18 protein-coding genes are annotated in these 25,820 nt (G+C 42.8%); 10 read left to right on the plus strand and 8 right to left on the minus strand.

The annotated features are described in order from the left end of the window. From CHB62_RS04205 to CHB62_RS04215, 3 genes are read left to right on the plus strand one after another with little or no spacing between them, the layout of a single operon-like run. Window positions 1–2,274: a TonB-dependent receptor gene (locus CHB62_RS04205; RefSeq protein ID WP_009012961.1), complete on the plus strand. Its 2,274-nt coding sequence runs from the start codon at window positions 1–3 to the stop codon at window positions 2,272–2,274. Then, a complete protein-coding gene (locus tag CHB62_RS04210) occupies window positions 2,275–4,464 on the plus strand; it encodes a peptidase domain-containing ABC transporter (protein ID WP_008449702.1) in 2,190 nt (729 codons plus the stop codon). It abuts the gene before it with no gap. A 17-nt stretch (window positions 4,465–4,481) separates the two neighbouring features. Beyond that, window positions 4,482–4,961, plus strand: coding sequence for a hypothetical protein (locus tag CHB62_RS04215; protein WP_008449756.1), 480 nt, complete (start codon window positions 4,482–4,484; stop codon window positions 4,959–4,961). A gap of 174 nt (window positions 4,962–5,135) precedes the next feature. On the opposite strand, the gene CHB62_RS04220 is transcribed toward CHB62_RS04215, so the two are convergent. The 8 genes from CHB62_RS04220 to CHB62_RS04255 all read right to left on the minus strand — a co-directional run bounded on the left by CHB62_RS04220 (window position 5,136) and on the right by CHB62_RS04255 (window position 17,391). Beyond that, window positions 5,136–5,552: a hypothetical protein gene (locus CHB62_RS04220; protein ID WP_009012960.1), complete on the minus strand. Its 417-nt coding sequence runs from the start codon at window positions 5,550–5,552 to the stop codon at window positions 5,136–5,138. Then, window positions 5,549–6,844: a site-specific integrase gene (locus tag CHB62_RS04225; protein WP_089365823.1), complete on the minus strand. Its 1,296-nt coding sequence runs from the start codon at window positions 6,842–6,844 to the stop codon at window positions 5,549–5,551. Before CHB62_RS04225 ends, CHB62_RS04220 begins: the two co-directional genes overlap by 4 nt. Window positions 6,845–6,908: 64 nt before the next feature. Further along, entirely contained in the window at window positions 6,909–8,138 is a 1,230-nt protein-coding gene (locus CHB62_RS04230) for a site-specific integrase (protein WP_008449768.1), read from the minus strand. Window positions 8,139–8,872: 734 nt separating this feature from the next. After that, window positions 8,873–9,655 (minus strand): acyl-ACP--UDP-N-acetylglucosamine O-acyltransferase, encoded by a 783-nt coding sequence (gene lpxA / locus CHB62_RS04235; RefSeq protein WP_009012318.1) that lies wholly within the window; start codon window positions 9,653–9,655, stop codon window positions 8,873–8,875. 31 nt (window positions 9,656–9,686) lie between these two features. Then, window positions 9,687–11,066, minus strand: coding sequence for an efflux transporter outer membrane subunit (locus CHB62_RS04240; protein ID WP_089365824.1), 1,380 nt, complete (start codon window positions 11,064–11,066; stop codon window positions 9,687–9,689). Window positions 11,067–11,087: 21 nt separating this feature from the next. Then, on the minus strand, window positions 11,088–14,351 hold the full coding sequence (locus CHB62_RS04245; protein WP_089365825.1) for an efflux RND transporter permease subunit: 3,264 nt from the start codon (window positions 14,349–14,351) through the stop codon (window positions 11,088–11,090). An 82-nt stretch (window positions 14,352–14,433) separates the two neighbouring features. Further along, window positions 14,434–15,768: an efflux RND transporter periplasmic adaptor subunit gene (locus CHB62_RS04250; RefSeq protein WP_009012315.1), complete on the minus strand. Its 1,335-nt coding sequence runs from the start codon at window positions 15,766–15,768 to the stop codon at window positions 14,434–14,436. A 198-nt stretch (window positions 15,769–15,966) separates the two neighbouring features. Next, complete coding sequence (locus CHB62_RS04255) at window positions 15,967–17,391, minus strand: CCA tRNA nucleotidyltransferase (RefSeq protein WP_089365826.1); 1,425 nt, start codon at window positions 17,389–17,391, stop codon at window positions 15,967–15,969. A gap of 599 nt (window positions 17,392–17,990) precedes the next feature. On the opposite strand from CHB62_RS04255, the gene CHB62_RS04260 reads away from it, so the two are divergent. From CHB62_RS04260 to CHB62_RS04290, 7 genes are all read left to right on the plus strand, one after another. Continuing rightward, complete coding sequence (locus CHB62_RS04260; RefSeq protein ID WP_009012313.1) at window positions 17,991–18,155, plus strand: hypothetical protein; 165 nt, start codon at window positions 17,991–17,993, stop codon at window positions 18,153–18,155. Between the two features lie 52 nt (window positions 18,156–18,207). Next, window positions 18,208–20,253: a hypothetical protein gene (locus CHB62_RS04265; RefSeq protein WP_089365827.1), complete on the plus strand. Its 2,046-nt coding sequence runs from the start codon at window positions 18,208–18,210 to the stop codon at window positions 20,251–20,253. 807 nt (window positions 20,254–21,060) lie between these two features. Further along, window positions 21,061–21,609 (plus strand): DUF1599 domain-containing protein, encoded by a 549-nt coding sequence (locus tag CHB62_RS04270; RefSeq protein WP_089365828.1) that lies wholly within the window; start codon window positions 21,061–21,063, stop codon window positions 21,607–21,609. Further along, entirely contained in the window at window positions 21,602–23,722 is a 2,121-nt protein-coding gene (locus CHB62_RS04275; RefSeq protein ID WP_089365829.1) for a BT_3928 family protein, read from the plus strand. The genes CHB62_RS04270 and CHB62_RS04275 overlap by 8 nt, the downstream gene beginning before the upstream one ends. Before the next feature lie 97 nt (window positions 23,723–23,819). Continuing rightward, window positions 23,820–24,485 (plus strand): SPOR domain-containing protein, encoded by a 666-nt coding sequence (locus tag CHB62_RS04280; protein WP_089365830.1) that lies wholly within the window; start codon window positions 23,820–23,822, stop codon window positions 24,483–24,485. 67 nt (window positions 24,486–24,552) lie between these two features. Continuing rightward, on the plus strand, window positions 24,553–25,146 hold the full coding sequence (gene folE, locus CHB62_RS04285; protein ID WP_009012308.1) for a GTP cyclohydrolase I FolE: 594 nt from the start codon (window positions 24,553–24,555) through the stop codon (window positions 25,144–25,146). 33 nt (window positions 25,147–25,179) lie between these two features. Further along, complete coding sequence (locus CHB62_RS04290; protein ID WP_089365831.1) at window positions 25,180–25,797, plus strand: DUF4840 domain-containing protein; 618 nt, start codon at window positions 25,180–25,182, stop codon at window positions 25,795–25,797. Window positions 25,798–25,820 lie beyond the last annotated feature (23 nt).

The raw sequence follows: 25,820 nt of genomic DNA on the forward strand, positions 1-25,820 counted from the left end.
ATGGTGGCAAGAATTTTCACAACGTTATGGTTTGCCTTTGTAGTCTCGTTGATAAGCAGCAACGCACAGAACAGGATATACGGTACGGTGACCGATCCGTCTGGCTGTCCATTAGCCGGCGTTGACTGCGTATTGGCCAGCTTATCTGACACGGCAGCCATTGCTCACACGTTGACGGATTCAAAAGGAACCTTCAGTTTGAATGTAGACGAAGACGGACAGTTCCTGTTGAAATTCTCTTGTTTAGGGTATCGGCCACAACAGCTAACGTGCAAGCGTGGCGATGTCGGAGTGGTCAAGCTGACAGAAAGCATACAGAACCTTTCAGAGGTCACTGTGTCGGCTCAAGGGCTAAGAAGCTTCGGCAACGCAGACATCATCCTGTTAGACAGGCGTGCCAGACAGATGGGAAACAACGCTTTGGAGGCCATCAGTAGCCTGCCGCAATTCAGACTTTCAACAAACAGCGGTGAACTGCTGACGGCAGATGGTAAAATTGTCTTGGTGCTGATTGATGGAATCAGGAGGTCGGTACGTGAACTGATGCTGCTCAAAGCCGACGAAATAAAGACCCTGCACTACTATTCCAATCCGCCTGCAAGGTTTGCGCATGAGAAGATAGGTGCTGTATTAGATGTAGCGACTAAGCGCACCAACAAAAGGCACTATTCACTATATCTCGACACCAAAAACAGTATCACCACAGGATATGGTACCAACTTGATTTCCACCAGTTATAGCGATTCGCTCAACAAGGTGTCTGCGGCATATTTTCTGGACTACAGACATCTTGACCGGAACACCATGGAAAACCGTTATGTCTATCCGGATGTGACGAACGATTACAAGGGTCTGTCGGGTAAATACACTGGTACCTACCACATAGGACAATTATTCTATCAGCGTTTCCAAAACAGCAACCTTTTCAATATCACTTTAGAATATCGTAAGTTTCCGGCTACCCAGCAATACAGTCAACAGCTCTTGCGGACGGGTACATTGGAAGATGCCAACCACAGAAGGCTTCAAAGTGACTTTTCATCCATATCGGCCAACATCTACTTCGGACACACCTTCCGTAAAGGCAACAGTCTGTCGGTCAATGTGGTGAACACTTATTTCAAATCCAATTCGAACAATAATCTAACAAACACCTCGGGAACGGGAACGTTTACCAACGTCGTCGACAACAAGTCTTACTCGCTAATAGCAGAAGCACTTTATACTGACAAACTGTGGCAGGGAAATATACAGATAGGAGCCTACTATCAATACAAAAACCTGCGTCAGACAGACGGGGCATCCAATTTGTCGACAGTGAATACGCAAAAGGAATACCTATACGCCGACTACACCAATCAATGGGGGGCATTGTCCTACAACCTGGGAATCGGTGTGGAGAACAACCGATATAGAACTGCGACGAAGGCAATAGCCAACTACATCCTTATGCGGCCTTCTGTTTCTCTTAATTACCAGCTGCACAAACACAGTTCGCTACGCCTGACGTCGTCCATAGCATCTGCGGTTCCTAACGTCGGTCAGCTCACAGATAGTCGTACCGTCGTGGATGAACGATTCTATCTACAAGGCAACAGCAGTCTGAAGCCCTACCATTTCTACCGCACCGAACTTAGCTTCCAGTATGCGTCGGCCAATAATATCTGGTTTGTCAAACCTTCCGTCAGCCATGCCTACTATCCCAGCAAGAATATGACAGTTGTTTCCGCTGACGGTTCGGACTTCGTGAACCAGATTGTGGGCATCCGCCATGTCAACGAGTATGGCGCATCGCTTGTTCTGAGTTGCAGACCTTTCTCCTGGCTAACTTTGCAGCCTTACTATAACTATCTGTCTTCCAAATACAATACGCCTAATCAGCGTGTCAACCACAATCTGAACAATGTCGGAATCTCTTGTCAGGTGGTGGCAGGCAAGTGGCAGTTCATTACCAACCACAATCTACCGATGACCACTGTTGAAGGTGATGTCTTTGAGAAGATTGGGTATAATGCGAACGCATCCCTTACCTATAAATTAGGTGCAATCACCGTGGGTGCCATGTTCATTTACAATCCCGATCCTTCCAGGATTTATGCGGACACTCCTTCATTCCATTTCGTAGAAAAGACCCGATGGGGTAATTTCAAAAATCTTGTGGCACTGACTTTCGTCTATTCTTTGTCAAAAGGCAATTCACGAAGGCATCTGGGTAAAAACATTAATAATAGAGACAACGACTCCGGTCTTACCAAATACAACACAGCAAAATAAATGTCCTTTTATTTTTATAGGCAACATGACGCCATGCAGTGTGGGATTGCCTGCATGGCTATGGTCTGTAAGTATTATGGTAGAAAGTGTTCATTTGAAACTCTATCAAATACCTGTACTATAACCAATGAGGGTGTTTCAATGCAGGCTTTAAAACAATTGGCAGAAGCCTTAGGTTTTGATGTGCTATGTGGAAAAGCAAGCTTGTATCAAATAAAAGACATAAATTATCCTTGCTTACTCCATTGGAACCAAAATCATTTTGTTGTACTATACAAAGTTAAAAAGAACGGATTCTACATTGCAGACCCTGCAAAAGGGCATGTAAAATACGACCTCGAAGTATTTAAGAAGCATTGGGTCAGCACTCAATCGGACGGTGAGGAGAAAGGAATAGTCATGTTCTTGGAACCCACACCAGCATTTTATGAAAAGCAGATGGAGGAACAGCCAACAGAGGAACGCTCGTTCAGATTCCTCTTTGGCTACATCAAGCAATATCGCAAGTACTTCGGGCAGATTGTCTTAGGTTTGCTCGTGGGCAGTTTGTTACAGCTTATTCTGCCTTTCCTCACCCAGTCTATCGTGGATGTGGGCATCAAAAACCAGAATATCGGTTTTATATGGCTGATACTCTTAGGACAACTGATGCTTACCGTGAGCCGTACTGCCATCGACTTTATTCGCCGTTGGCTGTTGCTGCACATCTCGCTGCGCATCAACATCTCATTGGTAAGCGACTTCTTCATCAAGCTCTTAAAGCTGCCGATGTCATTCTTCGATACCAAACTGATGGGCGACCTCATGCAGCGTATGGGCGACCACAGTAGGGTGAACACGTTTCTGACGCAACAGACGCTCAGTATCGTGTTCTCACTCTTCACCTTTGTGGTGTTCAGCATCGTACTGCTATCCTATAATTGGCTCGTCTTTGCCATCTTCATGCTCGGCAGTCTGCTTTATGGCGGTTGGCTTGCACTCTTCCTCAGGCGCAGAAAGGTACTTGACTACGAACTCTTTGAGCAGCAAGCCATCAACAACAACAAGACCTACGAGTTTATCACCTCCATGCAGGAGATAAAGCTCCAAGACTGCGAGCAGCGCAGACGCTGGGAATGGGAGGACGTGCAGGCAGACCTCTTTGGAGTGCAGATGAAATCGTTGAAACTCCAACAGACACAAGAGGCAGGCAGCATCTTCATCAATGAACTGAAAAACATCGTCATCACGGTGGTCGCAGCAACAGCCGTCATTCATGGACAACTCACGCTGGGTATGATGCTTGCCGTGCAGTATATCATTGGGCAACTCAACTCACCTGTCGAGCAGTTGATGAGTTTCTTCTATTCGGTGCAGGATGTAAAGATAAGCCTTGAACGTATCAATGAAATCCACCGTATGGATGATGAGAACGGAAAGCAAGGATTGGAAACAGCAGTGAAAGAAGAAAACGAAGGCATAGACCTTGAAAACGTAAACTTCAAATACGACCCTCACGCACTGAAAACTATTATAGATGATGTTAGTCTCACTATCCCCAAAGGTAAGGTAACAGCCATTGTGGGCGCATCGGGCAGCGGTAAAACAACGCTCATCAAACTCATGTTAGGCTATTACCCCGTATTGGGAGGTCAAATAACTATTGGCGGAACAGATGTAAACGCACTTAATAAGAAATGGTGGCGCAGGCAATGTGGCGTGGTGATGCAAGACGGTGTGATATTCTCCGAGAGTATAGCAAGGAACATTGCCGTAGATGACGGCGAGATTGACAAGGAGCGATTGCAGAAAGCTGCTGAAATAGCTTGTATTCATGACTATGCAATGGGACTGCCCTTAAAATACAACACTAAGATCGGTCGCGATGGCGTTGGTTTGAGTCAAGGACAGAAACAGCGTATCCTGATAGCAAGGGCAGTGTATAAGAATCCCGACTATATCTTTCTTGACGAAGCCACCAACTCGCTCGATGCCAACAATGAGCGTATGATAGTAGAACATCTTGATGAGTTCTACAAAGGCAAGACGGTGGTTATCGTGGCACACCGCCTAAGTACGGTGAAGAATGCTGATCAGATAGTGGTATTGGATAAAGGCAAGGTGGTAGAAATTGGCAACCACGAAGCACTCACAGCAAAGCGGGGTGCATACTATAACCTCGTAAAAAATCAGTTAGAATTAGGCAACTAACAGCAGAAAGGAATATTATGGCAGACAACGAGATAGAACTCCGCAGCGAGAAAGTAAGGCATATCATTGGCGAGATACCGTCAAGGATTGTCCGTTATGGTATCACGATAATCACCATTGTGATATTGGGACTATTGGTGGGCGCATATTTTATACCTTATCCCGAAACCATCAGTGCAAAGGTGCAGATGACAAATGCCCATCAAGGCACAATAACCGTTCCCTATAAATACGTGAATACGATAGCAAGAGGAATGACAGCGAACATCGAAGTTGAGGGTTACGATGCAGAAACATACGGAGTTGCAAATGGTGTAATAACAGCCACATCGCATACACCCCGACAAACGGCAGAAGGCAGCGTATTCACGGCACAGGTAAGGATAACGGATTGCAGGTATAAAATTATCAGCGGAATGGTGGGCACGGCATCTATACTTATAAGCAATGAAAGCGTGCTCCAGAGGATAGTCAAGCAAATAACAAATAGCATATAATTCCCTTTTTAACCGTAATGAAGCAGTGAAAGAAGAAAGGCAAATGTAGTTACTGCGTAGTACAATTATTTTGAGCAGCCAACTACACGTTAATCCTTTCTCTTTCACCGCTTTAACTCTTATTGTAGTAATGTAGTAAGATATAATCGGTGAAAGAAAAAGGAAATATATTCATTAGTTCTTGGTATTGCCTAACAGGAAGATTGGCGTTACAATGGCAGACTCTGTCTGCAATCTTCTACTGATGTACTTTCTGAATAAATGCGCTTCCATGCTGTCCAATAGAAAGGACAGGGCAATGATTGTTGAGAGCGGATAAAGTGATGCATAACCAACACACTCTCTACCATTGATAACTTCTTCTTGGCCTGCACCCCTTTCATCGGGATGCAAGTTGGAAGATTTTATTATCGCTTGAAGCCTATGATTGAGTTTTCTCCACGTCACACCGAAGAACCTCGCAAGTTCTCCCTCCGTCATGGCAATCTCGCCTTTACCCTTGTGGACAACCTGCATATTACTCCCCCAATCAAAGTAACTGCGATGATTGTACGTGCTATTTTTGCTCTTTGAATTATTGCTTGCTTTCATGCCGTTTCCTCCATTTTACAGGTTGCAAAATCCGAAGGTTCACAAGCCTCTCTCTCCGCAATTTCTTTCTCTTTTGCAGATTGCTTGGCAATGAGCCTGTCCATATCCTCCGAAATCTTCCTGTCCGTCACCTGCGCGTAAATCTGCGTGCTTGATATGGAGGCGTGCCCCATCATCTTGGCAATGCTCTCAATGGGTATTCCTGCACTTAAACTCATTGTACCGAAAGTGTGCCTTGCCATATGATAGGACAACCGTTCTCTGATACCGCAAGCCTTGCCCACAATGCACAGGTTCTTGCCCATTACGCTACGGCTGCAACTACGGGGGAAGACAAGGCTGTCGCCTTTTTCTTTCACCGTCTGCAGTTCTTCGTTTCCCTCCTGTTCTTCCCAACAATGGCGGATAATGGCCTCCGCTATTGGATGCAGCGGCACAACGAACTCCACCTTTGTCTTTTGACGTTCCTTTCGGATATACTTCCTCCCGCCCGCTGCCGTTTGGATATGCCCATATTGCAGAGTTTCCATATCAGCGATTGCCAGTCCCGTAAGACAGGAAAAGACGAACATCAGCCTTGCCAAATCCGCCTCGCTGTCATTCATTTTCATTGTCGCAAGTTTAGCAACTTCACTCTTTTGCAGGAAGCGTATCTTCTTTTCTTCTTTCTCATACTTGGCATGCTCAAAAGGATTGCAGCGAATAATCCTCTTGCTGACCGCACGGAACATCAGCCTGCTCAGCCAGCAGAGATAGTTGTTGATGGTCGTTCCCTTTAATCCGCGCTTTTTGAGAAAGAAGCGATATTCCTCAAACAAGTCCTCCGTAATGGTGGAAATGGATATGTCCTGCAATCCTTTATCTTCCACAAACTCACGGAGGTTCTTGTCAGAATGGGACAGATTCAGATAAGTTCCCTCCGCCCTTGACTTTCCAACGCTTTCCTTGAGTGCTTGCAGCTCCGCCCTGCTCATGGCAAGGAGGGTTGACGGATTCTCTGTTATGCCTTGCAGGTGGTTCTTGATAAGTTCAGCACTTACCACTCCGTCCCTTGTCAGTATATCCTGATAGGTCTTTTCCACAATTTCCCTGAACTCATGGAGTCTTTGATTGGTTTTCCTGTCTGTCGTCAAGCCCTGCTTGGTGTTCCACTCGGAGGGATTGCATTCTTCGCCCGTGGTAATGGTTGTGCTTTTTCCGTCTATGGTGATACGGCATAGAATGGCGGTATTGCCATCTGCCTTAATTTTCTGTCTGTTGATATAGAACATTATCTTGAATGTACTTCTCATTGTCTTGATGCTTTAATGTTTTGATTGATTGGATGAAAAAAAATAAGATGATGAGACTTTATCGTTAGATAGTCAGCTGCATATCACCTGTAAAAGAGAGGAAAAGGTCGAACTCCTCAAAAAGTTTCAGTGGAGTTACTTTGGCATAGCGTTCCGTCATGCTTATGTTGGAATGTCCCAGCATCTTGCTTACCGTTTCAATAGGCACACCCTGTTCAAGCGTGATGAGTGTTGCAAAGGTGTGCCTTGCGGTATGAGTGGTAAATGGAAACGATATGCCTGCACGAAGCCGCAGGGCTTTCAGACAGGTCTGATAGCTCTTGTACTTGATATAGGGAAGCAGTGTTTCCCTTTCATCGCAGTGAAACCTCTCTATCAGCCTAATGGCTTCGGGCAATAACTTGATACGGCAGGGTACGCCTGTCTTGTGGCGGTTGAATTTCAGCCACATTTTGCCTTCATCATCACGGACAAGGTGGGACTTGCTCAGTTCCATCAGGTCGCAATAGGCTGCACCAACATAGCAGGCAAAGAGGAATATGTCCCTTGCCGTTTCCATTTCTTCCTCCAAATCCTCAAAGCAGAGAGCCTTCAGCTTTTCCAACGCTTCCTTGTCGAGTGCCTTGGGGAGTTTCTTGTTGCCCTTTGATATCTTAACCTTGTCAAAAAGGAGCGTGTCTGCCAATCCCTCACGGTATGCCAATCTGCATACCGTCTTCAAATGCGTGGCTACATTATAGAACGTGCTTTCCTGAAAACCACACTCACCTAAGAAATACTGCTGGAACTCATGGATAAAATCCTCTGTAAGTTGCGAGAATGCCAAGTCCGAAACCTTGTACTTCCGTTGAATAAACTTCTGTAAATGTATCCGGGTGGAGTGGTAGCCGTGTATGGCTCCTTCCTTGATGTCTATACCTACATGGTTTTCTTTTTCCTTGATGAGTATGTCCAGCCTTTCGATGAGCATGCACCGTGTCTGCACGCTGCCCTGAAACTGCTCCTTCACATCGGTTGCGTCAAACGGGCATCCTTTGGAGAGCAGGGACTGATAAGCAGACTGAACGGACAGCAACAGGTTTTCCAACCTGCTGTTCACTTCCACCGCCTCACGGCTCTTTCCGTCCATTCGGCTCTCACGGGGATTCCACAAATCGGGATTGCAGGAGAGTTTGCAACTGAACTGGGCAATGGAACGGTCGATGGTTATCCGCCCCATAATCGGGGCTTTGCCCGACTTGTCAAGACCGCTCTTTTTGAGGTAGAGCAACACCTTCATTTTTCCTTGTTTCATACGCTTTAATTTCTGTGGGCAAAGTTACCCGAATTAAAGCGTTCCTCACTTACGCAGAAAACTGCCGACCGAAGCAACAGCCACACGAGCGAAAATAATTCAGTTACCGAATATTACTCCATCGTTACCTATGCTAGAATCGGGTAACGTTCTGGTAACTGAACTTCTGCCTAAATCTGCATATTGCTGCCCTTTTTGAAAGAGGCAGTTTTATGCAAATTGTTCCGTTTCCTGCTTATTATCAGTCAGTTTACACCAACTTCGATTTTACTTCATTTTCTTTGATTAGTTGGACTTCAAAAGGGCGTTAGCAAGGGTCTTAAAGAGCATCTTTTGCAAGCCAAAAGGGCGTCTTTTAGAAGCCAAAAGAGCATGTATTCAAAATTATGATGTGAAATATTATAACAGAATAATAAGTTATTAGCCTAATTAGCCCAATTGGACTAAATAGCCTAATTAGGCTAATAGGAATAAATTGTTTGTAGACGACAGATAGACATCACACCTAATTACATTTATCATATTGTTTCCCCTCCCTTTATAAAACCATCTTATTGGAGGCAAGCTTACCATGTATGTGGATTAATCTCATTCTATGAACAATCTACACATTTAACGGAAGAACCAAAAAAGCACCTATATAATAAAAATAAAAACCTATATAATAAAAACAAAAAAGGAGGGCTAACCTTGCGGTTAACCCTCCCCAACATTAAAAATTATAGGTATGAAAATTATAATTTACTAATGATTCCAACCTCTGTACCTCTAACAAAGTCGATAATATTACTTATCTCAGTTGAGGAAGGAACCTGTTGTTCTATTTGTATACATGCATCAAACACCGATGTTTGACCATAGAACAAAAGACGATAAGCATTAGCGATATGCTTGAGGGTCTTCTCTTCTACACCAGCAGACTTTTGAATCGTGGTATTAACACCATGGAATCCAACTGGAGAGCCTCCCGCAATAATATAAGGAGGGACATCACGAGAGAATGTTGTACCCGCTTGTACCACAGCATACGACCCAACACGGGTGTTAGCCTTCTCTACAACGTTAGAAGAGATGACTGCACCTGTGTCAATAACACAATCGCCAGCAATCTTCGCACCATACCCAAAGACACAGCGGTCGCCAACGACGGTATCATGACTGATGTGTGCACCCTCCATCAAGAAGTTATCTGAACCAATGACCGTCTTACATCCACGGTGTGTAGCACGGTTTATCACTACATTCTCACGGATAACATTGTTGTTGCCAATTATCAATTCGCTCTTTTCTCCTACGAAGTTGAAGTCCTGTGGCAATGCAGCAAGAACAGAACCTTGGTGCACTTTGTTCCCATTCCCCATTCTCGTACCATTCAAGATACTAACAAAAGGAAAGATAACACAGTTATCACCAATGACAACATCGTCTTCTATGTAAACAAATGGGAATATCTTACAGCCATCTCCAATCTTTGCTCGTGGAGAAATCTCGGCTTTTGGACTAATTACACTACTCATACTTTTGAATACTAAGAATTAAACAAACTTATTACTTAGAGCCACCACCGAGTGCATTATACAAGTTCACGATAGATTGTAGCTTCGTAAACTGCTCACGAATCTGTGAGATTTGAGCATTAAGTAAACTCTGCTGAGCAGTGATAACCTCAAGATAGGTGCTTGAACTTTGTGCATAGAGCATCTGCGTATGTTCTACATTTTGCTTTAAGACATCTATTTGCTGTTGTTGTAACTTCTCTTTCTCGTTAGCAGAGTTGTAGGCTACAAGTGCATTACTAACCTCTGAGCCTGCCTTAAGAATACTGTTTTGCCACGTGTTATACGCTTGCTTATACTTGTCTTCAGCCACTCGTAGACCAGCTTTCAGCTGTCCACGCATGAAAACAGGCTGTGTAAGACTACCCACTACGCTCAATAACAACTTAGCAGGGTTTACCATGCCGTTGCCATTACTCCAACCTCCGGTAGGAGAAATGTTCAATGCTGGATAAAAACGGCTACGTGCCTGCTGTACATTATAGAAGCATTGAGCCAGCGCCATCTCGTTTGCATGCACATCAGCACGATTGCTTAACAGCTGAACACCAATGCCTCCTGCAAAATTCGTTGGTAGACTCTGATTATCAAGGCTTCCACGTACAATCCCTTGAGCAGGTTCGCCAAGAAGAAGACTCAGTGAGTTCTCTGTCTCACGAATCTGACGACGAATGTCTGCAGCCTGTGTCTGTACGCTATAGTAAGCCGCCTCAGCACTCTGAACACTCGTTGAACGAGCACGTCCAAAGTCCATCTGCAACTTCATCATGTCCCAAGTGTTCTTTGTCAGACCAGACATATCATCGACAATCTGCTTCTGACGATCAAGCATCAACAATGTGTAATAGAGATTAGCTACGTTACAAATAAGGCTGGTTTGCACTGCCACCTTATAATCCTTTGACTGAAGAAGAAGCATTTGTGCGGCTTTCTTCTGCGAACGAAGCTTCCCAAAGAGGTCAACATCCCAACTTGCAGCAATAGGAAGCGTGTAAGACTGTGTTGAAGAGGTATGCGTTCCAAAATGAGAAATCGTACCTGTTGGTGCGAAGACTACCGATGGTAAAAATGCCAACTTCGCCATCTTAACCTGCTGCTCAGCAATATCCACATTCAAAGCAGCATTGAGCAAATCAGGATTATTATTAAGAGCTTTCTCAATAAGTGCCTGTAATTGAGGGTCGGTAAAGACACTACGCCATGACAGGTTACCGAAATCGTTAGCCCCTTCAAGTGCGGTCTTGTCATCAACAGGGTCACGCACAATCCCATTCGTCTTAACGTCTGGACGTTCGTAATTGCCATAGAGGCTCTTACAGCCTGTCAATGACAGGGCTGCAAGGGCTATGATGATTATATTCTTATTCTTCATTATTGTTCTTTTAATATAGTACTACTCTTCTACCTTATAGTCATGTGCAGGACCTTTAGCAAATTGTTCAAGTTCCTTAATGACGTCATGATTAGCCTCATCTTCAAACTCGAGAGGCTTAATACGCTCCTGTAAGTACTGGAAGCCAGCGAAGAGAGCTGGTACAACAAATACCTGACAGAGTGTACCAATCAACATACCTCCAACGGCAGCAGCACCTAATGTTTGGTTACCATTACGGCCTACACCACTTGCGAACATCAATGGCAACAATCCAATAACCATTGCCAAAGAAGTCATCAAGATAGGACGAAGACGTGCACCAGCACCTAAGATAGCCGCATACTTTATCGCCATACCCGTACGACGGCGTTCAAGAGCAAACTCAACGATAAGAATAGCATTCTTCGCCAACAATCCAATCAACATAATCAAGGATATTTGCATATAGATATCATTGCTATGTCCAAACAGCAAGGTGAAGATGAACGCACCTGCAAGACCGAATGGTATTGACAAGATAACGGCCAACGGAAGGATATAACTCTCATACTGTGCACTAAGAATCAAATAGACAAACACAATACAAAGCACGAAGATCATCGCCGTTGAGTTAGAAGACTCTCGCTCAGAACGTGTCAAACCTGAGAACTCGTAGCCATATCCCTGTGGCAATATCTGCTTAGCAACTTCCTCGGCAGCCTTAATGGCCTGACCAGAAGACACTCCATTGGCAGGTGTTGCACTAACGGCAATAGACGTAAAGAGGTTGAAACGAGTGATATTTGATGGTCCATAAACACGCTTCAACGTACAGAACTCACTCACAGGAGCCATACCAGCCGCTGTACGAACATAGATGTTATTCATGCTCGACTCGTCCATTCGACTCTCTGCTGTTCCTTGTATCATCACACGGAAAAGCTTACCGTATGCATTGAAGTTGGATGCGTACATACCACCATAGTATCCCTGCAATACAGAAAGGATAGCTGCTGGAGATGTACCAGCCTGCTTTGCCTTCGCAACATCAACGTCTACCATGTACTGAGGATAGTTAGGATTATATGTAGTGAGTGCACGGCTAAACTCTGGACGCTTGTTCAGCGCAGCAATGTAATCCTGTGCTATCTTAAAGAACTTATTCAAGTCGCCACCAGTCTTATCCTGCAAAGAGAAGGAAAGACCATTGGTCATACCATAACCAGGAATCATTGGCGGTGCAAAAGCAATAATCTGTGCGCCCTTGATACTTGAAGTCTGCTTATAAATCATACCCAAAACCATATTTGAAGAAGTTGGGTCAATAAACAGTCCGGCAATACCAGCCCCATCAAAGACAGACTTAATGCGTTCTATCATGCCATATTCACGCTCAGCGAAAGGCTTCAACTTAATAATAAAAGTCGACTGGTTAGAACCCTGTCCTGCCATGAAGTTATAACCAACAATCTGTTCACGGCGCTCGATATAAGGGTTACTTGCCAACATCTTATCCACCTGGTCGGTCACCTTCTGCGTCTCTACTTGAGAGGTTCCAGGAGGAGTACTAATCATGACATATATACTTCCTGTATCTTCGTTAGGTACAAGACCTGTCTGTGTAAAGGTCATTGTCAGAACAAGAGCTATAACACCAAGGACGACAGATACACCTGATATCCAACGATGATTGATAACCTTCTCAACGGTTTTCTGATACTTACTATTAATCTTCTCATACTGAGCATTGAAAGCAATGTGGAACCTGTCTACGCGTGACAGCTTCTTGTGTTCTTCATCATCACCATGAGGCTTCAAGAAAATAGCGCAAAGTGCAGGTGATAACGTTAAAGCGTTCAAAGCAGAGATAACGATTGACACGGCCATTGTCACACCGAACTCACGATAGAAAGTACCTGAGGTTCCGCCAATGAAAGATACAGGAACGAACACTGCTGCCATCACCAAAGTAATAGAGATGATAGCGCCTGAAATCTCGTTCATAGCATCTATGGCAGCTGTCATAGCACTCTTATAACCTAAATCGAGCTTAGCATGAACAGCCTCAACGACCACAATGGCATCATCGACCACAATGGCAATCGCTAATAACAATGCTGACAGGGTTAAAAGGTTGATGGAGAATCCGAACACCCATAGGAAGAAGAAGGTTCCAATCAATGCCACTGGTACGGCAATCATAGGGATTACTGTTGAACGGAAGTCCTGCAAGAAGATATAAACAACGAAGAATACCAGCACAAGGGTGATAACCAATGTGCGAATAACCTCCGCAATAGATGCAAAGAGGAACTCTGTTACATCCTGCTCTATCGTAACCTTCATTCCTGGTGGCATCTGCTTTTGAGCATCAGCCAAGGCTGTCTTCACATCTTCAGCTATCTGAGTAGCATTCGAACCAGCAACCTGGTTGACCATACCTAACACAGCTGGTTGGCCATTGTTACGCATGGCAACAGAATACATCAAGCCACCTAACTCTACCTTAGCGACATCTCGCAAATGTAAAGTCTGGCCATTTGTATTACTTGAGATAATAATATTACCATACTCTTCAGGCGTTTTTAAACGTCCCTTATATCGCATGGTGTACTCGAATTTAAGCTTGCTTTGCTCACCGAAAGAACCTGGTGCTGCTTCTATATTCTGTTCTGCTAATGCACCAGAAATATCAGAAGGCACAAGACCATACTGCTTCATCTTATCTGGCAGGAGCCAAATACGCATAGAGTAGGTCTTCATACCCGGTGTGTGTACGTCACCGACACCATTGATACGCTTCAACATTGGCACGATATTGATATTGTTATAGTTCGTCAAGAACTCATCATCATATCGTCCGTCATCTGTTGTCAATGAATACATAACAACAGTTGAGCTCTGACGCTTTGACACCGTCACACCCGCACGTGTTACCTCAGCAGGCAACAACGCCTGTGCTTGTGACACACGGTTCTGTACATTGACTGCTGCCATATTAGGGTCTGCACCCTGCTTGAAGTAAACAGTAATCATTGCCATACCAGCATTGGTTGCTGTTGACTCCATATAAGTCATGTTCTCAACACCATTGATACTCTCCTCCAATGGTGTAATAACTGAATTCAATACGGTCTGTGCATCAGCTCCTTGATAAAATGTCTGAATAGAAATCGTAGGAGGTGCAATATTCGGATATTGTTCAATAGGCAGTGATATCAATCCAATGATACCCAAGAGTACAAAGAAGATTGATATAACCGTTGATAATACCGGTCGTTTAATGAAATTCGTAAATGTCATAATACCTAATTATTTATTTAGGGTTTAGAAGTATTGAATGAGTTAAGCAATACATCATCGCCGATCATTCAACACTCATCACCTACTTATCGTCGCCCTTCATTGCTTTAAGGAAGCCTGAGGCAGAACTCTGCTTCTCGCCCAATTTCTCTGCTTTCTGAATGGCTTTATCATACTCCGCAGGGGTTAGAGCCTTAATCCATGTACCATCTTCAAGACTGGAAACGCCCTTACTTACAATACGATCACCCATCTTAAGACCACCTGTCACGATATAGTTGATACCATCATTCTGTGGATCAATGCTTATCTCGCTATAACGTACTGTGTCTTTAGCATCAACCTTGTAGACAAAGACCTTATTCTGAACTTGTACGGTAGCCTCCTGTGGTATCAACAATACACGATTGTTAGTCTTTGCTATAACTATCTGACCACTTCCACCACTCTTCAGTAAGTGTTCTGGATTAGGGAAACGAGCAATAACACTTACTGTACCTGTTGTTGGATCAATAATACCACTGGTCTTAACAACGACTCCTTCATGATTATAGGTTGTTCCATCAGCCAATATCAAGCTCACACCTGGGAAAGACTTGATGGCATTACTCAATCCATTATTAGTACGACTGAGCTTTAAAACATCCGCTTCTGTCATAGAGAAATAAACTTCTATTGAAGAGTTATTGCTGACTGTGGTAACTGGCTGTGCTGAAGAAGCACTTACCAAAGCTCCCTCCTTATATGGGAGGCTACCAATATAGCCTGATGCGGGGCTCTTCACATAGCAGAAACCAAGGTTATCTTTAGCTGTAGCAAGCATAGCTTGAGCCTGACGAACAGCTGCTACTGCTTGAGTCACAGCTGTCTTAGCTGCGACAACACTACTCTGTGCTTGACTAACAGCCGACTGCGCTGTCTCGTATGCATTCTTTGCTGACTCCAACTCATACTCGCCAATCACCTTATTATTATATAGGTTCTTGCTGTTACTATATGTTAAACGTGAAGTGGCAGCCTGTGCGTTGGCAGAATTGAGGCTTGCATTTGCCTGAATGACACGAGCTTGTGCACCTGCAACACCACTTTGTGCTGATGCTACCTGTGCCTCAGCTTGGCGTACTGCAGCTTGATAAGTAGAGTTATCTACTACAAATAGCACCTGACCAGCATGAACATACTCACCTTCATGTACATACAGTTTTGTAATAAAACCGCTAACCTTCGGACGAACCTCAACATCCTGTACACCCTTGATGGTTGCTGGGAATGTTGTCTTCAACTGTGCATTAGCTGCACCAATCGTTACTACTGGATACTCATTACTTGTAGGAAGACCCTGTTGGCCTCCCTTACAGCTGGTAAGTAACACTGCCGCTGCTGCAACAGCAGCCAGTAAGACACCTTTTTTCTTCATACCTATAATATTAAATATTCTTTTTCTATATTCTTTCTCACAAATAGTAAGACTCTAACTATGTACCTCTAAGGGGTTTTATCAGTAAGTCTAAGCCCTTATAAAACCAAAACTAAGTGTTTTAGTTTTCGGTATGCAAAGATACACATTTTTATCCATTGACATCGAACAAGCACTTACTTTTTTAACATTTATTATTTATATCAATCCTAACTCTTTTGCTTTTACTTGTAACAAAGCTAATAGTGGCTCACGCTCATTGGGTACCTTATTATCAAGAACAGCATCCTTCAATGTCTTTTTCAGTTCTCCCACCTCTCTACTCGGCTTCAGATTAAACATCTCCATAATCTCATTACCGTCAATACAAGGCTGTAACAAACGCTTATAATCACGGTCTTTCAGGTCTTTTAGTTTCTCACGAACAATACGGAAGTTATCTAAGAAGCGCTGTTTTCGTACCGCATTCTTACTTGTTATATCTGCTTCACAGAGCGTCATCAGGTCGTCTATATCATCACCAGCATCATTCATCAATCGCCGAACGGCTGAGTCAGTCACCTCTTCATCGGCTATGACTATCGGACGCATGTGTAGGTCTACTTGCTTCTGCACATATTTCATCTTACTATCCATCGGGAGATTTAGACGTCGGAAGATTGTTGGGACCATCTTTGCACCCACAAAGTTGTGGTTATGAAAGGTCCACCCAGCCACTGTATCCCATCGCTTACACTTTGCTTTCCCCACATCATGTAACAAGGCTGCCCACCGCAACCATAGATTATCCGTATGTTTACAAATATTATCTAACACTTCTAAGGTGTGATAGAAGTTATTCTTATGTGCACGACCATTCTTTGTTTCCACAACATCGAGTGCAACAAGCTCAGGCAGAATAAGCTGCAGGAGACCACAACGGTATAACTCAATAAAGCCCTTACTTGGAGTTGCCGTCATCATAATCTTATTCAACTCTTCTTCTATGCGTTCCCCGCTGATAATCTTAATTCGTTCTGCATTTCGCTCCAAGGCTTCAAAGGTCTCATCCTCTATGAAGAAATTAAGCTGTGTGGCAAAACGAACACAGCGCATCATGCGCAATGGATCATCTGAGAAGGTTACATCTGGATCGAGAGGAGTACGGATAATACCATCCCAAAGGTCATCAATGCCTCCAAATGGGTCTACTAACTCACCGAAGCGTTCCTTATTCAAGCAAACAGCCATCGCATTAATCGTAAAGTCACGGCGGTTCTGGTCATCCTCTAATGTGCCATTCTCTACTACAGGTTTCCTACTGTCGTGGCTATAACTTTCCTTGCGTGCCCCGACAAACTCCACCTCTATGTTCTTATACTTTACTTGCGCTGTTCCAAAGTTACGAAAGACTGACAAATGCGCCTTCCTCCCCAAGATGGATTTTAACTCACTTGCAACCTGAATACCACTTCCTACAACCACAACATCAATGTCGTTTGACGGACGTTCCAAAAACAAATCACGAACGTAACCACCTACAACATAGCATTCTAAGCCAAGTTTATCTGCTGCAGATGAGATGTGATGGAATATGTCTTTATCTATAAGCTGTGCCAATTCGGCATCTGAAAGATCTCGCATAAAATAATGTTATCTTTAATAATAAGAGTCATGCAAAGATACATAATTTCCTTAACTCTCACAAGACTAAAAGTAAGTGAATACGCTTTTTACAACTAACTATTTACACAATAACGCAAGTTACGAGTATAGATAAGCATGATGTAAATCAAGTAAATTGGTAAAAAGAATATACAACATTCATCTTCACGCTTACAAAAGTGGCTAAACTTAAATGGAAAGTACCATTAGACAAACGTTAACATATCACAATAAAAGCTGATTAATCACGATCGATACGTTAATTAAAGTTTCGTTTTAGAAAGTTTCCAACAAGCTTTTTTACTGTTTACAGAAGAATGATTAACTTTGCAACCCACTAAAAAAAGCGACGGTAAAGAACTTGGTAATAAGTCTTTAAGACCGTGTAAAGATAAAATAACCACCGAATACGGATTTGTGATATCAGTAATTAAGGACTCCATCTAACGGAGATGTCCAAGAGAAAAGGACTGACGACAAAGTAAAAGACATAAAGAAGTCGGTCACGGATAACAAAAGAATCAAAAGAAAACCATGATATCCAAAGAGAGTAAATAGGATAACAAAAAGGAGAAAAAATGAAGAAAGTATATCAAAAACCATCTACCCTTCTGGTCAAAATAGAGACAGAAGGTGATTTCTTAATGGATAGTGCGCATGGTACTCAGCACGAGGGATTTACAGAAACTCACGATCCTAACCTTAGAGTTGAAGATGGTACTGACGATGACTCACCATTTTAACCACAAAGGATTAAGCTTATCAAAAAACGAACAAAAAATCAAAAAGAATTATATGAAACATTTTAAAGCATACTTACTGTGCTTAGGACTTGCACTTATCACAGTATCATGTTCTCAAGACGACTTCGGAAACGGCGACAGTGACAGTGAGAATCTCGTTGAGATGAGCTTTATTGCAGGCTCTTCACAGCCTGTCACACGTACAGTACTTGGCTCAGACGGCGCAACTGTTACTTGGCAAGCAAACGATAAGATTGGTATTGGCTTTAAATCACCCTCTGCCAAGAATTTCCCATTCACAACTCCTACTGCAGGAAGCGACGTACATTTCTGGGGAAAAGCACCAAATGTCAATAACGTATCATACTTCATGATGTATCCTTATCAGCAGGATGCGAAGATTTCAGCAAACAGTAACACCCAAGCAATATACCAATACAACTTTCCAAAGGAACAAAATGCCATTGCAGGCACATTTGATCCAAAGGCGAATGTATCTGTTGGTATCATTCCACAGCGTGGAAAACCATTCATTGCATACAATGTTGGTGGTTTGCTCCGCTTTACCATCAAAGGAACTTCAGACGTAAAGCAGGTGAAATTACTTGCTATTGGGCAGGAGAACCTTGCTGGTAATTTAAAGTCAACTATCACTTTTGCTACTGATGGAAAGATTAGTGCGGCTAAAAACGAGTTCACTGCGGCTTCTCCGGTGGTAAACCTAAAAGCCGAGTCTGGCACCCTTGAGGAGAACAAGGCATATTACATTGCACTCCCAGAACAAAAGCTTTCACAGGGTTTGACGCTTGTCTTTATCATGCAAGATGGCAAAGCTATCTTGAAGAAGGTTAAGCAAGAAATCAACATTCAGCGTGCCAAGGTTTACGACCTCGGTGAGATGACACTTGATGCATCTAAGGCTAAGGCTTTCATCCTCAAGAATCAGGGTCTGATTGAGGCTGTTGGTGCGAAGGTATTAGGCGGCTTAACTACAACCGCAGATGGACACCTAGACATCTATGCAGCAGACAACTTGGAGAAAATCCTTTCTTACAAGGGTATATTGAAGATTAACAAAAACGACAAGCTAACATCAATTGATGAGCTACAATACTATCGTAATGTAACAGGACTAATTCTCGAAGATAATAAGAACCTCGCAGGAGAACTAAATTTCAACAAATATCCACAGATTACTAACCGAATAATACTTAGTGGTAGCCCATTAGTAACAAAGATAAATGTAACCGGGTTAAATAAGATAATAGAGTTACAAGCACATAATTTAAGTGGACTAAAAGAAGTTGTAACAGGTGATAACGAAACACTCAGCGCACTTGGGCTATATAGTAATGGTAGTCTTGAGTCTGTTAATGCAAGCAATATGCCTTCATTAACAAAATTACAGACATATTATAGTTCTAATATAAAGTATATCAACACCACCAATACTCCTAAATTAAAAGAACTTAATGCTGCCTCAGATGGTAGTTTATTAGCTGTTATTGGTTTAGATGGGAATAGAAATCTGGAAATCTTTAAGGCTTCCTTTTCTAAAATTGAAAGCTATGATTTCAGCCTTCTAACTAAGTTGAAAGAAATCAATCTCACATCTTCTGCAGCAAAAGAAATAAAGGGATTAGACGTTATAGGAGCAAGTCTACAGATTTTAGACATAGCAGACTCAAATATAAGTTCTGTAGATGTATCACACAATCCAAACCTTAGCAGACTTGATATAAATCAACTAAAAGGAATGACTCAGATAGATGTAACACACAACACAAAACTAACACAGCTATATACATCGTTCACTCCCCTGTCAACTCTTGACATCTCCAACAATACAAAATTAAAAGAACTAAGAGTTGCTCATAATAAGCTCACGTCATTAGACATACGCCACCTTACTGATTTAACACAATTATACGCTGGTAGCCAAACCCCAAATGGCTTCTTAGCAAACATTACTGTCACAATGACTGCTGCACAAAAGGCTAAACTGGAACAAGTAAAGCCATTCAAAGAAAGTGCTAACGATGACAGAGCCAATCACGATGACACGAATAGCTGGGTAAAAGTAGTAGTAGCACCATAAGACTATACTGCATTTACACATACATCCACAGAGCGGGAATGTCCCTAACAGGCGTTCCCGCTCTTTTATTTTATAATCTTTCGTATAGTTTTAGGCAAAGTATTACGAAGATTGAAAGACTTTTTTTAATATCAAATCCCGCAGACAAGGTTCTGAAAAATCATTACATAATTCCGTATAAAACATCTATAAATAAAGGCAAAAACACTGATAAGAAGTGAGTATACAACCAACAGAAAATCAATTAGTTATAAAGTAGCCCAAAGAAGGTGCCTAATTAGACTCCAAAAGGGCCTTAGTTAGACCTCAAAAGGGCTCCTTCTACAAGCTAATTAGCCGTCTTTTAGAAGCCAAAAGAGCATATATTGGCTTCGAACTGCATAAAATATTTTACAAACATCACACAATAAAGGAAATAAGTTGTTTGCTGAAGACGAATAGATAGGGTATCAATTTGTATTTTACCCTGCAGTTTATCCTCCTTTGTGAGACCAACAGATATAAGAAAGTAATACCATACAAGTGTATAACCCTTTATTCTATTCACAACCAATAAACTAATGGAAAAACCTTAAGGCATACGATTTCTCTCAAAAAAACTTAGGGTTAAGCCCCTCAGAAAACCTTGTAAACCGACCGAAAGACACCTATCTATCTTCAACACAAAGATTGACAAAGGATATTCAAGTCCTTGTTGTAATTGCTCACAATGATTTACGAACCAACCTTAAACACAGGAATAGTTGTTAATTCATTCGTTTATTACAGCGAAATTACGTATTTTTGCAGTCAAATCAATATAAGACTATGGCAAGTCAACTGACAAAGACACAGCAGGATTTTCAAGATGTACTCGCTGAGTGCAGAAGTCTTTTCGCAAAGAAGCTCCATGACTATGGTGCTTCATGGCGCATTCTGCGTCCTTCTTCCCTTACTGATCAGCTCTTTATCAAGGCGAAACGCATCCGTTCCTTGGAGATTACAGGTAAGAGTTTGGTGGGTGAAGGTATTCGCCCAGAATTCATTGCGCTGATAAACTACAGTATTGTAGGACTTATCCAGTTGGAGAAAGGCTTTGTTGATAGCGTCGATATGACCCCTGACGAAGCTTTAGATCTGTACGACAGATACGCAAAAGAGGCCTACGAATTAATGATTAAGAAAAATCACGACTATGGCGAAGCATGGCGCGATATGCGTGTCAGTAGCTATACCGACCTCATCTTGACAAAGATTGAGCGTATTAAAGAGATAGAAGACCTTGGTGGAGCAACGCTTGTTAGCGAGGGTATCGATGCCAACTACATGGATATAATGAACTACGCAGGCTTTGGAGCAATCAAACTACATGAATAAATTAAAGTCCATACTGGTAAACTTAAGCCGTACACTACTTGCTTTGACATTCATCTTCTCAGGCTTTGTCAAGGCAATTGACCCTTTAGGTTCGCAATATAAGATTGCAGAATACTTAGAGGCAGCACAGTTGTCGGCATATATTCCAGACTGGGCACAATTGATTTTATCTGTCGGACTATCAGCAATAGAGTTCACCTTGGGTGTGATGCTCTTGCTTGCTATACGTCGCCGACTCGCCAGCAAGCTCTCACTCATCATGATGGTAGTGATGACGCTCGTGACCCTTTGGCTTACTGTAAGCAATCCGATACAGGATTGTGGATGCTTCGGTGATGCCATTCACCTTACGAACACACAGACTTTCATTAAGAACCTTATCCTCTTGACAGCAGCTATCATCCTTGCCTGCTGGCCGCTTCATCAAGTGCGCTTTGTATCAAAAACAAACCAATGGATAGCTTTCTATTTCACGATTGTCTTCATTGTCACAGCCTCCACACTGAGTCTTTATCATCTGCCTATCTTTGATTTCCGTCCTTATTACATCGGACAGAATATCAAAAAAGGGATGGAAATTCCTAAAGGGGCTAAGCTAACAACTTATAAGACGACCTTCATTTGTGAGAAGAATGGCGTAACAAAAGAGTTCACTGAGAATGATTACCCTTACAATGACTCTACATGGGTGTTCAAAGATACACACCAAGAGATACTTGAAAAGGGTTACGAACCACCTATTCACGACTTTTCAATTACAGACGAAAAGACGGGAGAGGACCTTACTGACAGCATACTAACCAAGGATGGATATACCTTCCTACTCATTGCCCCTGTATTGGAACGTGCAGACGATAGTAATTTTGGTGAGATAGATGCTATCTATGAATATGCTAAGGAGAACGGCTATGGCTTCTATGGATTGACAGCAAGTACGGATAAAGCCGTAAAACATTGGCGAGACATCACTGGAGCAGAGTACCCTTTCTACACAACTGATGGGACAACCTTAAAGACTATCATCCGTAGTAACCCTGGTTTAGTACTGCTTTACAAAGGTACTATCATCAACAAGTGGAGTCATAACGACCTACCCAAACAAGCAGAACTAAACGCACCATTGTCACTCATAGAGATAGGACGCGAACCAGAGAATGAGACATGGACAAAGATAGTACTGATACTTATTTGCTATATCTTCCCACTGACCCTTCTCATTGTTGCAGATCGCATCTGGTCATGGACAAGATGGGTGAGAAAACGGGAGGAATGGCTTAAGCAGAAAGAGCAATGGATAATACAGAAAGAACAATCAAATAGATTATATCAACTTTTAAAACGTAAAAGACAAATGAGAAAGAAAATTGTAGCAGGTAACTGGAAGATGAACGAGACCCTGCAAGAAGGTGTTGCTTTGGCAAAGGAAATCAACGAGTCATTGAAGGCAGAGAAGCCTAACTGTGATGTTGTTATCTGTACTCCATTCATTCACCTTGCAAGTGTTGCAGAAGTTTTAGACGCTGAGGGCGTTGCTCTCGGTGCTGAGAACTGTGCTGATAAGGCTAAGGGAGCTTACACAGGTGAGGTTTCTGCCGCTATGGTAAAGAGCACTGGTGCACAGTATGTAATCCTTGGTCACTCAGAGCGTCGCCAGTACTACGGTGAAACAGCAGAGATTCTCAAGGAGAAAGTACAGTTGGCTTTGGCTAACGGATTGAAGGTTATCTTCTGCTGCGGCGAGACGCTTGAGGAGCGCGAGGCTGAGAAGCAGAACGAAGTAGTAAAGGCTGAACTCGAGGGGTCAATCTTCCACCTTACAGCTGAGGAGTGGAAGAACATCATCTTGGCTTATGAACCAATCTGGGCTATCGGTACTGGTAAGACAGCTACATCTGATCAGGCTCAGGAAATGTTAGCTTATATCCGCTCAATCGTTGCTGAGAAGTATGGTAAAGAGGCTGCTGAAGACACATCTATCCTCTATGGTGGTAGCTGTAACGCAAGCAACGCTGCAGAGTTGTTTAGTAAGTCAGACATTGATGGTGGTTTGATTGGTGGTGCTTCACTGAAGGCTGCTGACTTCAAGGCTATCATCGACGCTTGGAAGAAGTAATTAAAGAATATCTAAGAGGCTGTATCAATCTGCCACTCGGTCAACAACCATTGGCATCTTTGATACAACCTCTGTTTCACTTATCAAAGACTAAAGAATGAAAAGACTCCTTACAATCATAGTTCTTATGCTGACTTCCATTGTGGCTGCTAATGCCCAAGGGTCGGTAACGGTATCGCAGAGTGCCGAGATTGACGCATTGGTGAATGGTAAGAAAGCTTCAAAGAAAAATAGTAAAGACCGACAGAAAGTAGAGAGTCAAAACGAGAGCGCACGTCCAGCTATCAAGACACCAGACACGAGACAGCTGACTGTCCCGAAGCTAAACGAGCATAAACCAGAGATAGCACGCCCTGACAACAGTACCTTACAACCAGTTAGGACCAAGATGGTCAAACGTTTAGTCAGAAGACCGCACGTCCCTTCATGGGATGAGGTTGAAGACACGCGGATTGTGACCAAACGTATTAAGAAAGGAACACAGAAGGTTAGGGGCTTCCGTGTACAGGTTTATAGCGGTGGTAACACTCGTATTGCTCATCAACAGGCTGACAAGGCTGGTCAGAAAGCCAAGGAGCTATTCCCAGACCAGCCCGTTTACGTACATTTCTATTCGCCACGTTGGATGTGTCTTGTGGGTAATTTCACTAACTATAATGCGGCTAAGAAGGTTATGCGGACACTCCGTACAGAGGGTTATCCACATGCCAATGTAGTCCGTATGATGGTAACCATTAAGACTTCTCAGGTCGTAAGTAACTAAAGGTCCTACCTTTTATTAATAGAGCGAAGGACCAGAACATATACAATTAACAAGAAACTATAATAATATGATTCCTGAATCACCATTCCGAGAAGGGTTAGACGAACTCGCATCACACTACAAGCAGGTGCTTACTCTCTTAGGAGAAGACCCAGAAAGAGAAGGTTTGGAGAAGACTCCAATGCGTGTTGCAAAGGCAATGCAGGTACTTACGCGTGGTTATACACAAGACCCACATAAAGTATTGACCGATGCCTTGTTTGAAGAGAAGTATAATCAGATGGTTATTGTGAAAGATATTGACTTCTTCTCTATGTGCGAACACCACATTCTTCCGTTCTATGGTAAGGCTCATGTGGCGTATATTCCGAAAGGATATATTACTGGTTTGAGCAAGATTGCACGTGTTGTAGATATCTTTTCACACCGTTTACAAGTGCAGGAACGCCTAACGGAACAAGTGATGCAGTGTATTAATGATACACTGAAGCCACAAGGTGTGATGGTTGTCATCGAAGCAAAGCACATGTGTATGCAGATGCGTGGCGTGGAGAAGCAGAACTCTATCACCACAACAAGTGCTTATAGTGGTGTATTTGAATCAAGTAAGACCCGCAACGAGTTTATGGACTTGCTACGCGGTGAGACCAAGAGAATATAGAAGAAACAAACAATAAACTTAAAACCCAAAGTTATGAGAAAGACTATAAAAACCACAACGATAGTCATTTGCGCACTTGTAATAACATTGTTTACGGCAAGCTGCTCTAAAGACAACAATATTCCTGACGCAGAAAAGACTGCAGAACAAGCGCTCAACAACATGGTCGGCACCTATAACGGCACTTTGAGAACTGATAATAACACACCCAACTCAGTCTTGACAATAGTCACTTGGACAGCAAACAAGAACTCTACTATTATAGTTAACGACTTTCCTTATAATTTGTTAGCGAATGGTGTATCAAAGAATACGGCATCTCCATTGTACACAACCCTACTGAATGCGAAGAAAGCACCCCTAAAATTCTATATTACAACACTCCTACTACAAGATGACTACGTGCTTTTCAACTTATCGCCTAACTTCAAGTTTGATGTAACAACAGGCAGTGAAACCTACGAGTTAACAGGCGTTGTTACCTATAGGAATAATCTGTTTTATAATAGCTACACGATGAGTAGATCAGAGATGGCAATACAATTCACTATAAACAGCTTAGTGAGAATAGACAAGGCACACGCAACTGCAACTAAACAGGACGACTTTGACACACCTGTCAGCTTTTCTCTTACAGGGAGAAAGATATAAGATAACAACAAGCTCATTAAGGT

Origin of the sequence: Prevotella jejuni (genome assembly GCF_900187995.1) — a bacterium.
In the GTDB taxonomy this organism is placed as follows: Bacteria; Bacteroidota; Bacteroidia; order Bacteroidales; family Bacteroidaceae; genus Prevotella; species Prevotella jejuni.

Excerpts from the sequence above, each read along its gene's own strand:
- CHB62_RS04205 (WP_009012961.1), top strand. The coding sequence starts at position 1 with ATGGTGGCAAGAATTTTCACAACGTTATGGTTTGCCTTTGTAGTCTCG.
- CHB62_RS04210 (WP_008449702.1), top strand. The coding sequence starts at position 2,275 with ATGTCCTTTTATTTTTATAGGCAACATGACGCCATGCAGTGTGGGATT.
- CHB62_RS04215 (WP_008449756.1), top strand. The coding sequence starts at position 4,482 with ATGGCAGACAACGAGATAGAACTCCGCAGCGAGAAAGTAAGGCATATC.
- CHB62_RS04220 (WP_009012960.1), bottom strand. The coding sequence starts at position 5,552 with ATGAAAGCAAGCAATAATTCAAAGAGCAAAAATAGCACGTACAATCAT.
- CHB62_RS04225 (WP_089365823.1), bottom strand. The coding sequence starts at position 6,844 with ATGAGAAGTACATTCAAGATAATGTTCTATATCAACAGACAGAAAATT.
- CHB62_RS04230 (WP_008449768.1), bottom strand. The coding sequence starts at position 8,138 with ATGAAACAAGGAAAAATGAAGGTGTTGCTCTACCTCAAAAAGAGCGGT.
- lpxA (WP_009012318.1), bottom strand. The coding sequence starts at position 9,655 with ATGAGTAGTGTAATTAGTCCAAAAGCCGAGATTTCTCCACGAGCAAAG.
- CHB62_RS04240 (WP_089365824.1), bottom strand. The coding sequence starts at position 11,066 with ATGAAGAATAAGAATATAATCATCATAGCCCTTGCAGCCCTGTCATTG.
- CHB62_RS04245 (WP_089365825.1), bottom strand. The coding sequence starts at position 14,351 with ATGACATTTACGAATTTCATTAAACGACCGGTATTATCAACGGTTATA.
- CHB62_RS04250 (WP_009012315.1), bottom strand. The coding sequence starts at position 15,768 with ATGAAGAAAAAAGGTGTCTTACTGGCTGCTGTTGCAGCAGCGGCAGTG.
- CHB62_RS04255 (WP_089365826.1), bottom strand. The coding sequence starts at position 17,391 with ATGCGAGATCTTTCAGATGCCGAATTGGCACAGCTTATAGATAAAGAC.
- CHB62_RS04260 (WP_009012313.1), top strand. The coding sequence starts at position 17,991 with ATGAAGAAAGTATATCAAAAACCATCTACCCTTCTGGTCAAAATAGAG.
- CHB62_RS04265 (WP_089365827.1), top strand. The coding sequence starts at position 18,208 with ATGAAACATTTTAAAGCATACTTACTGTGCTTAGGACTTGCACTTATC.
- CHB62_RS04270 (WP_089365828.1), top strand. The coding sequence starts at position 21,061 with ATGGCAAGTCAACTGACAAAGACACAGCAGGATTTTCAAGATGTACTC.
- CHB62_RS04275 (WP_089365829.1), top strand. The coding sequence starts at position 21,602 with ATGAATAAATTAAAGTCCATACTGGTAAACTTAAGCCGTACACTACTT.
- CHB62_RS04280 (WP_089365830.1), top strand. The coding sequence starts at position 23,820 with ATGAAAAGACTCCTTACAATCATAGTTCTTATGCTGACTTCCATTGTG.
- folE (WP_009012308.1), top strand. The coding sequence starts at position 24,553 with ATGATTCCTGAATCACCATTCCGAGAAGGGTTAGACGAACTCGCATCA.
- CHB62_RS04290 (WP_089365831.1), top strand. The coding sequence starts at position 25,180 with ATGAGAAAGACTATAAAAACCACAACGATAGTCATTTGCGCACTTGTA.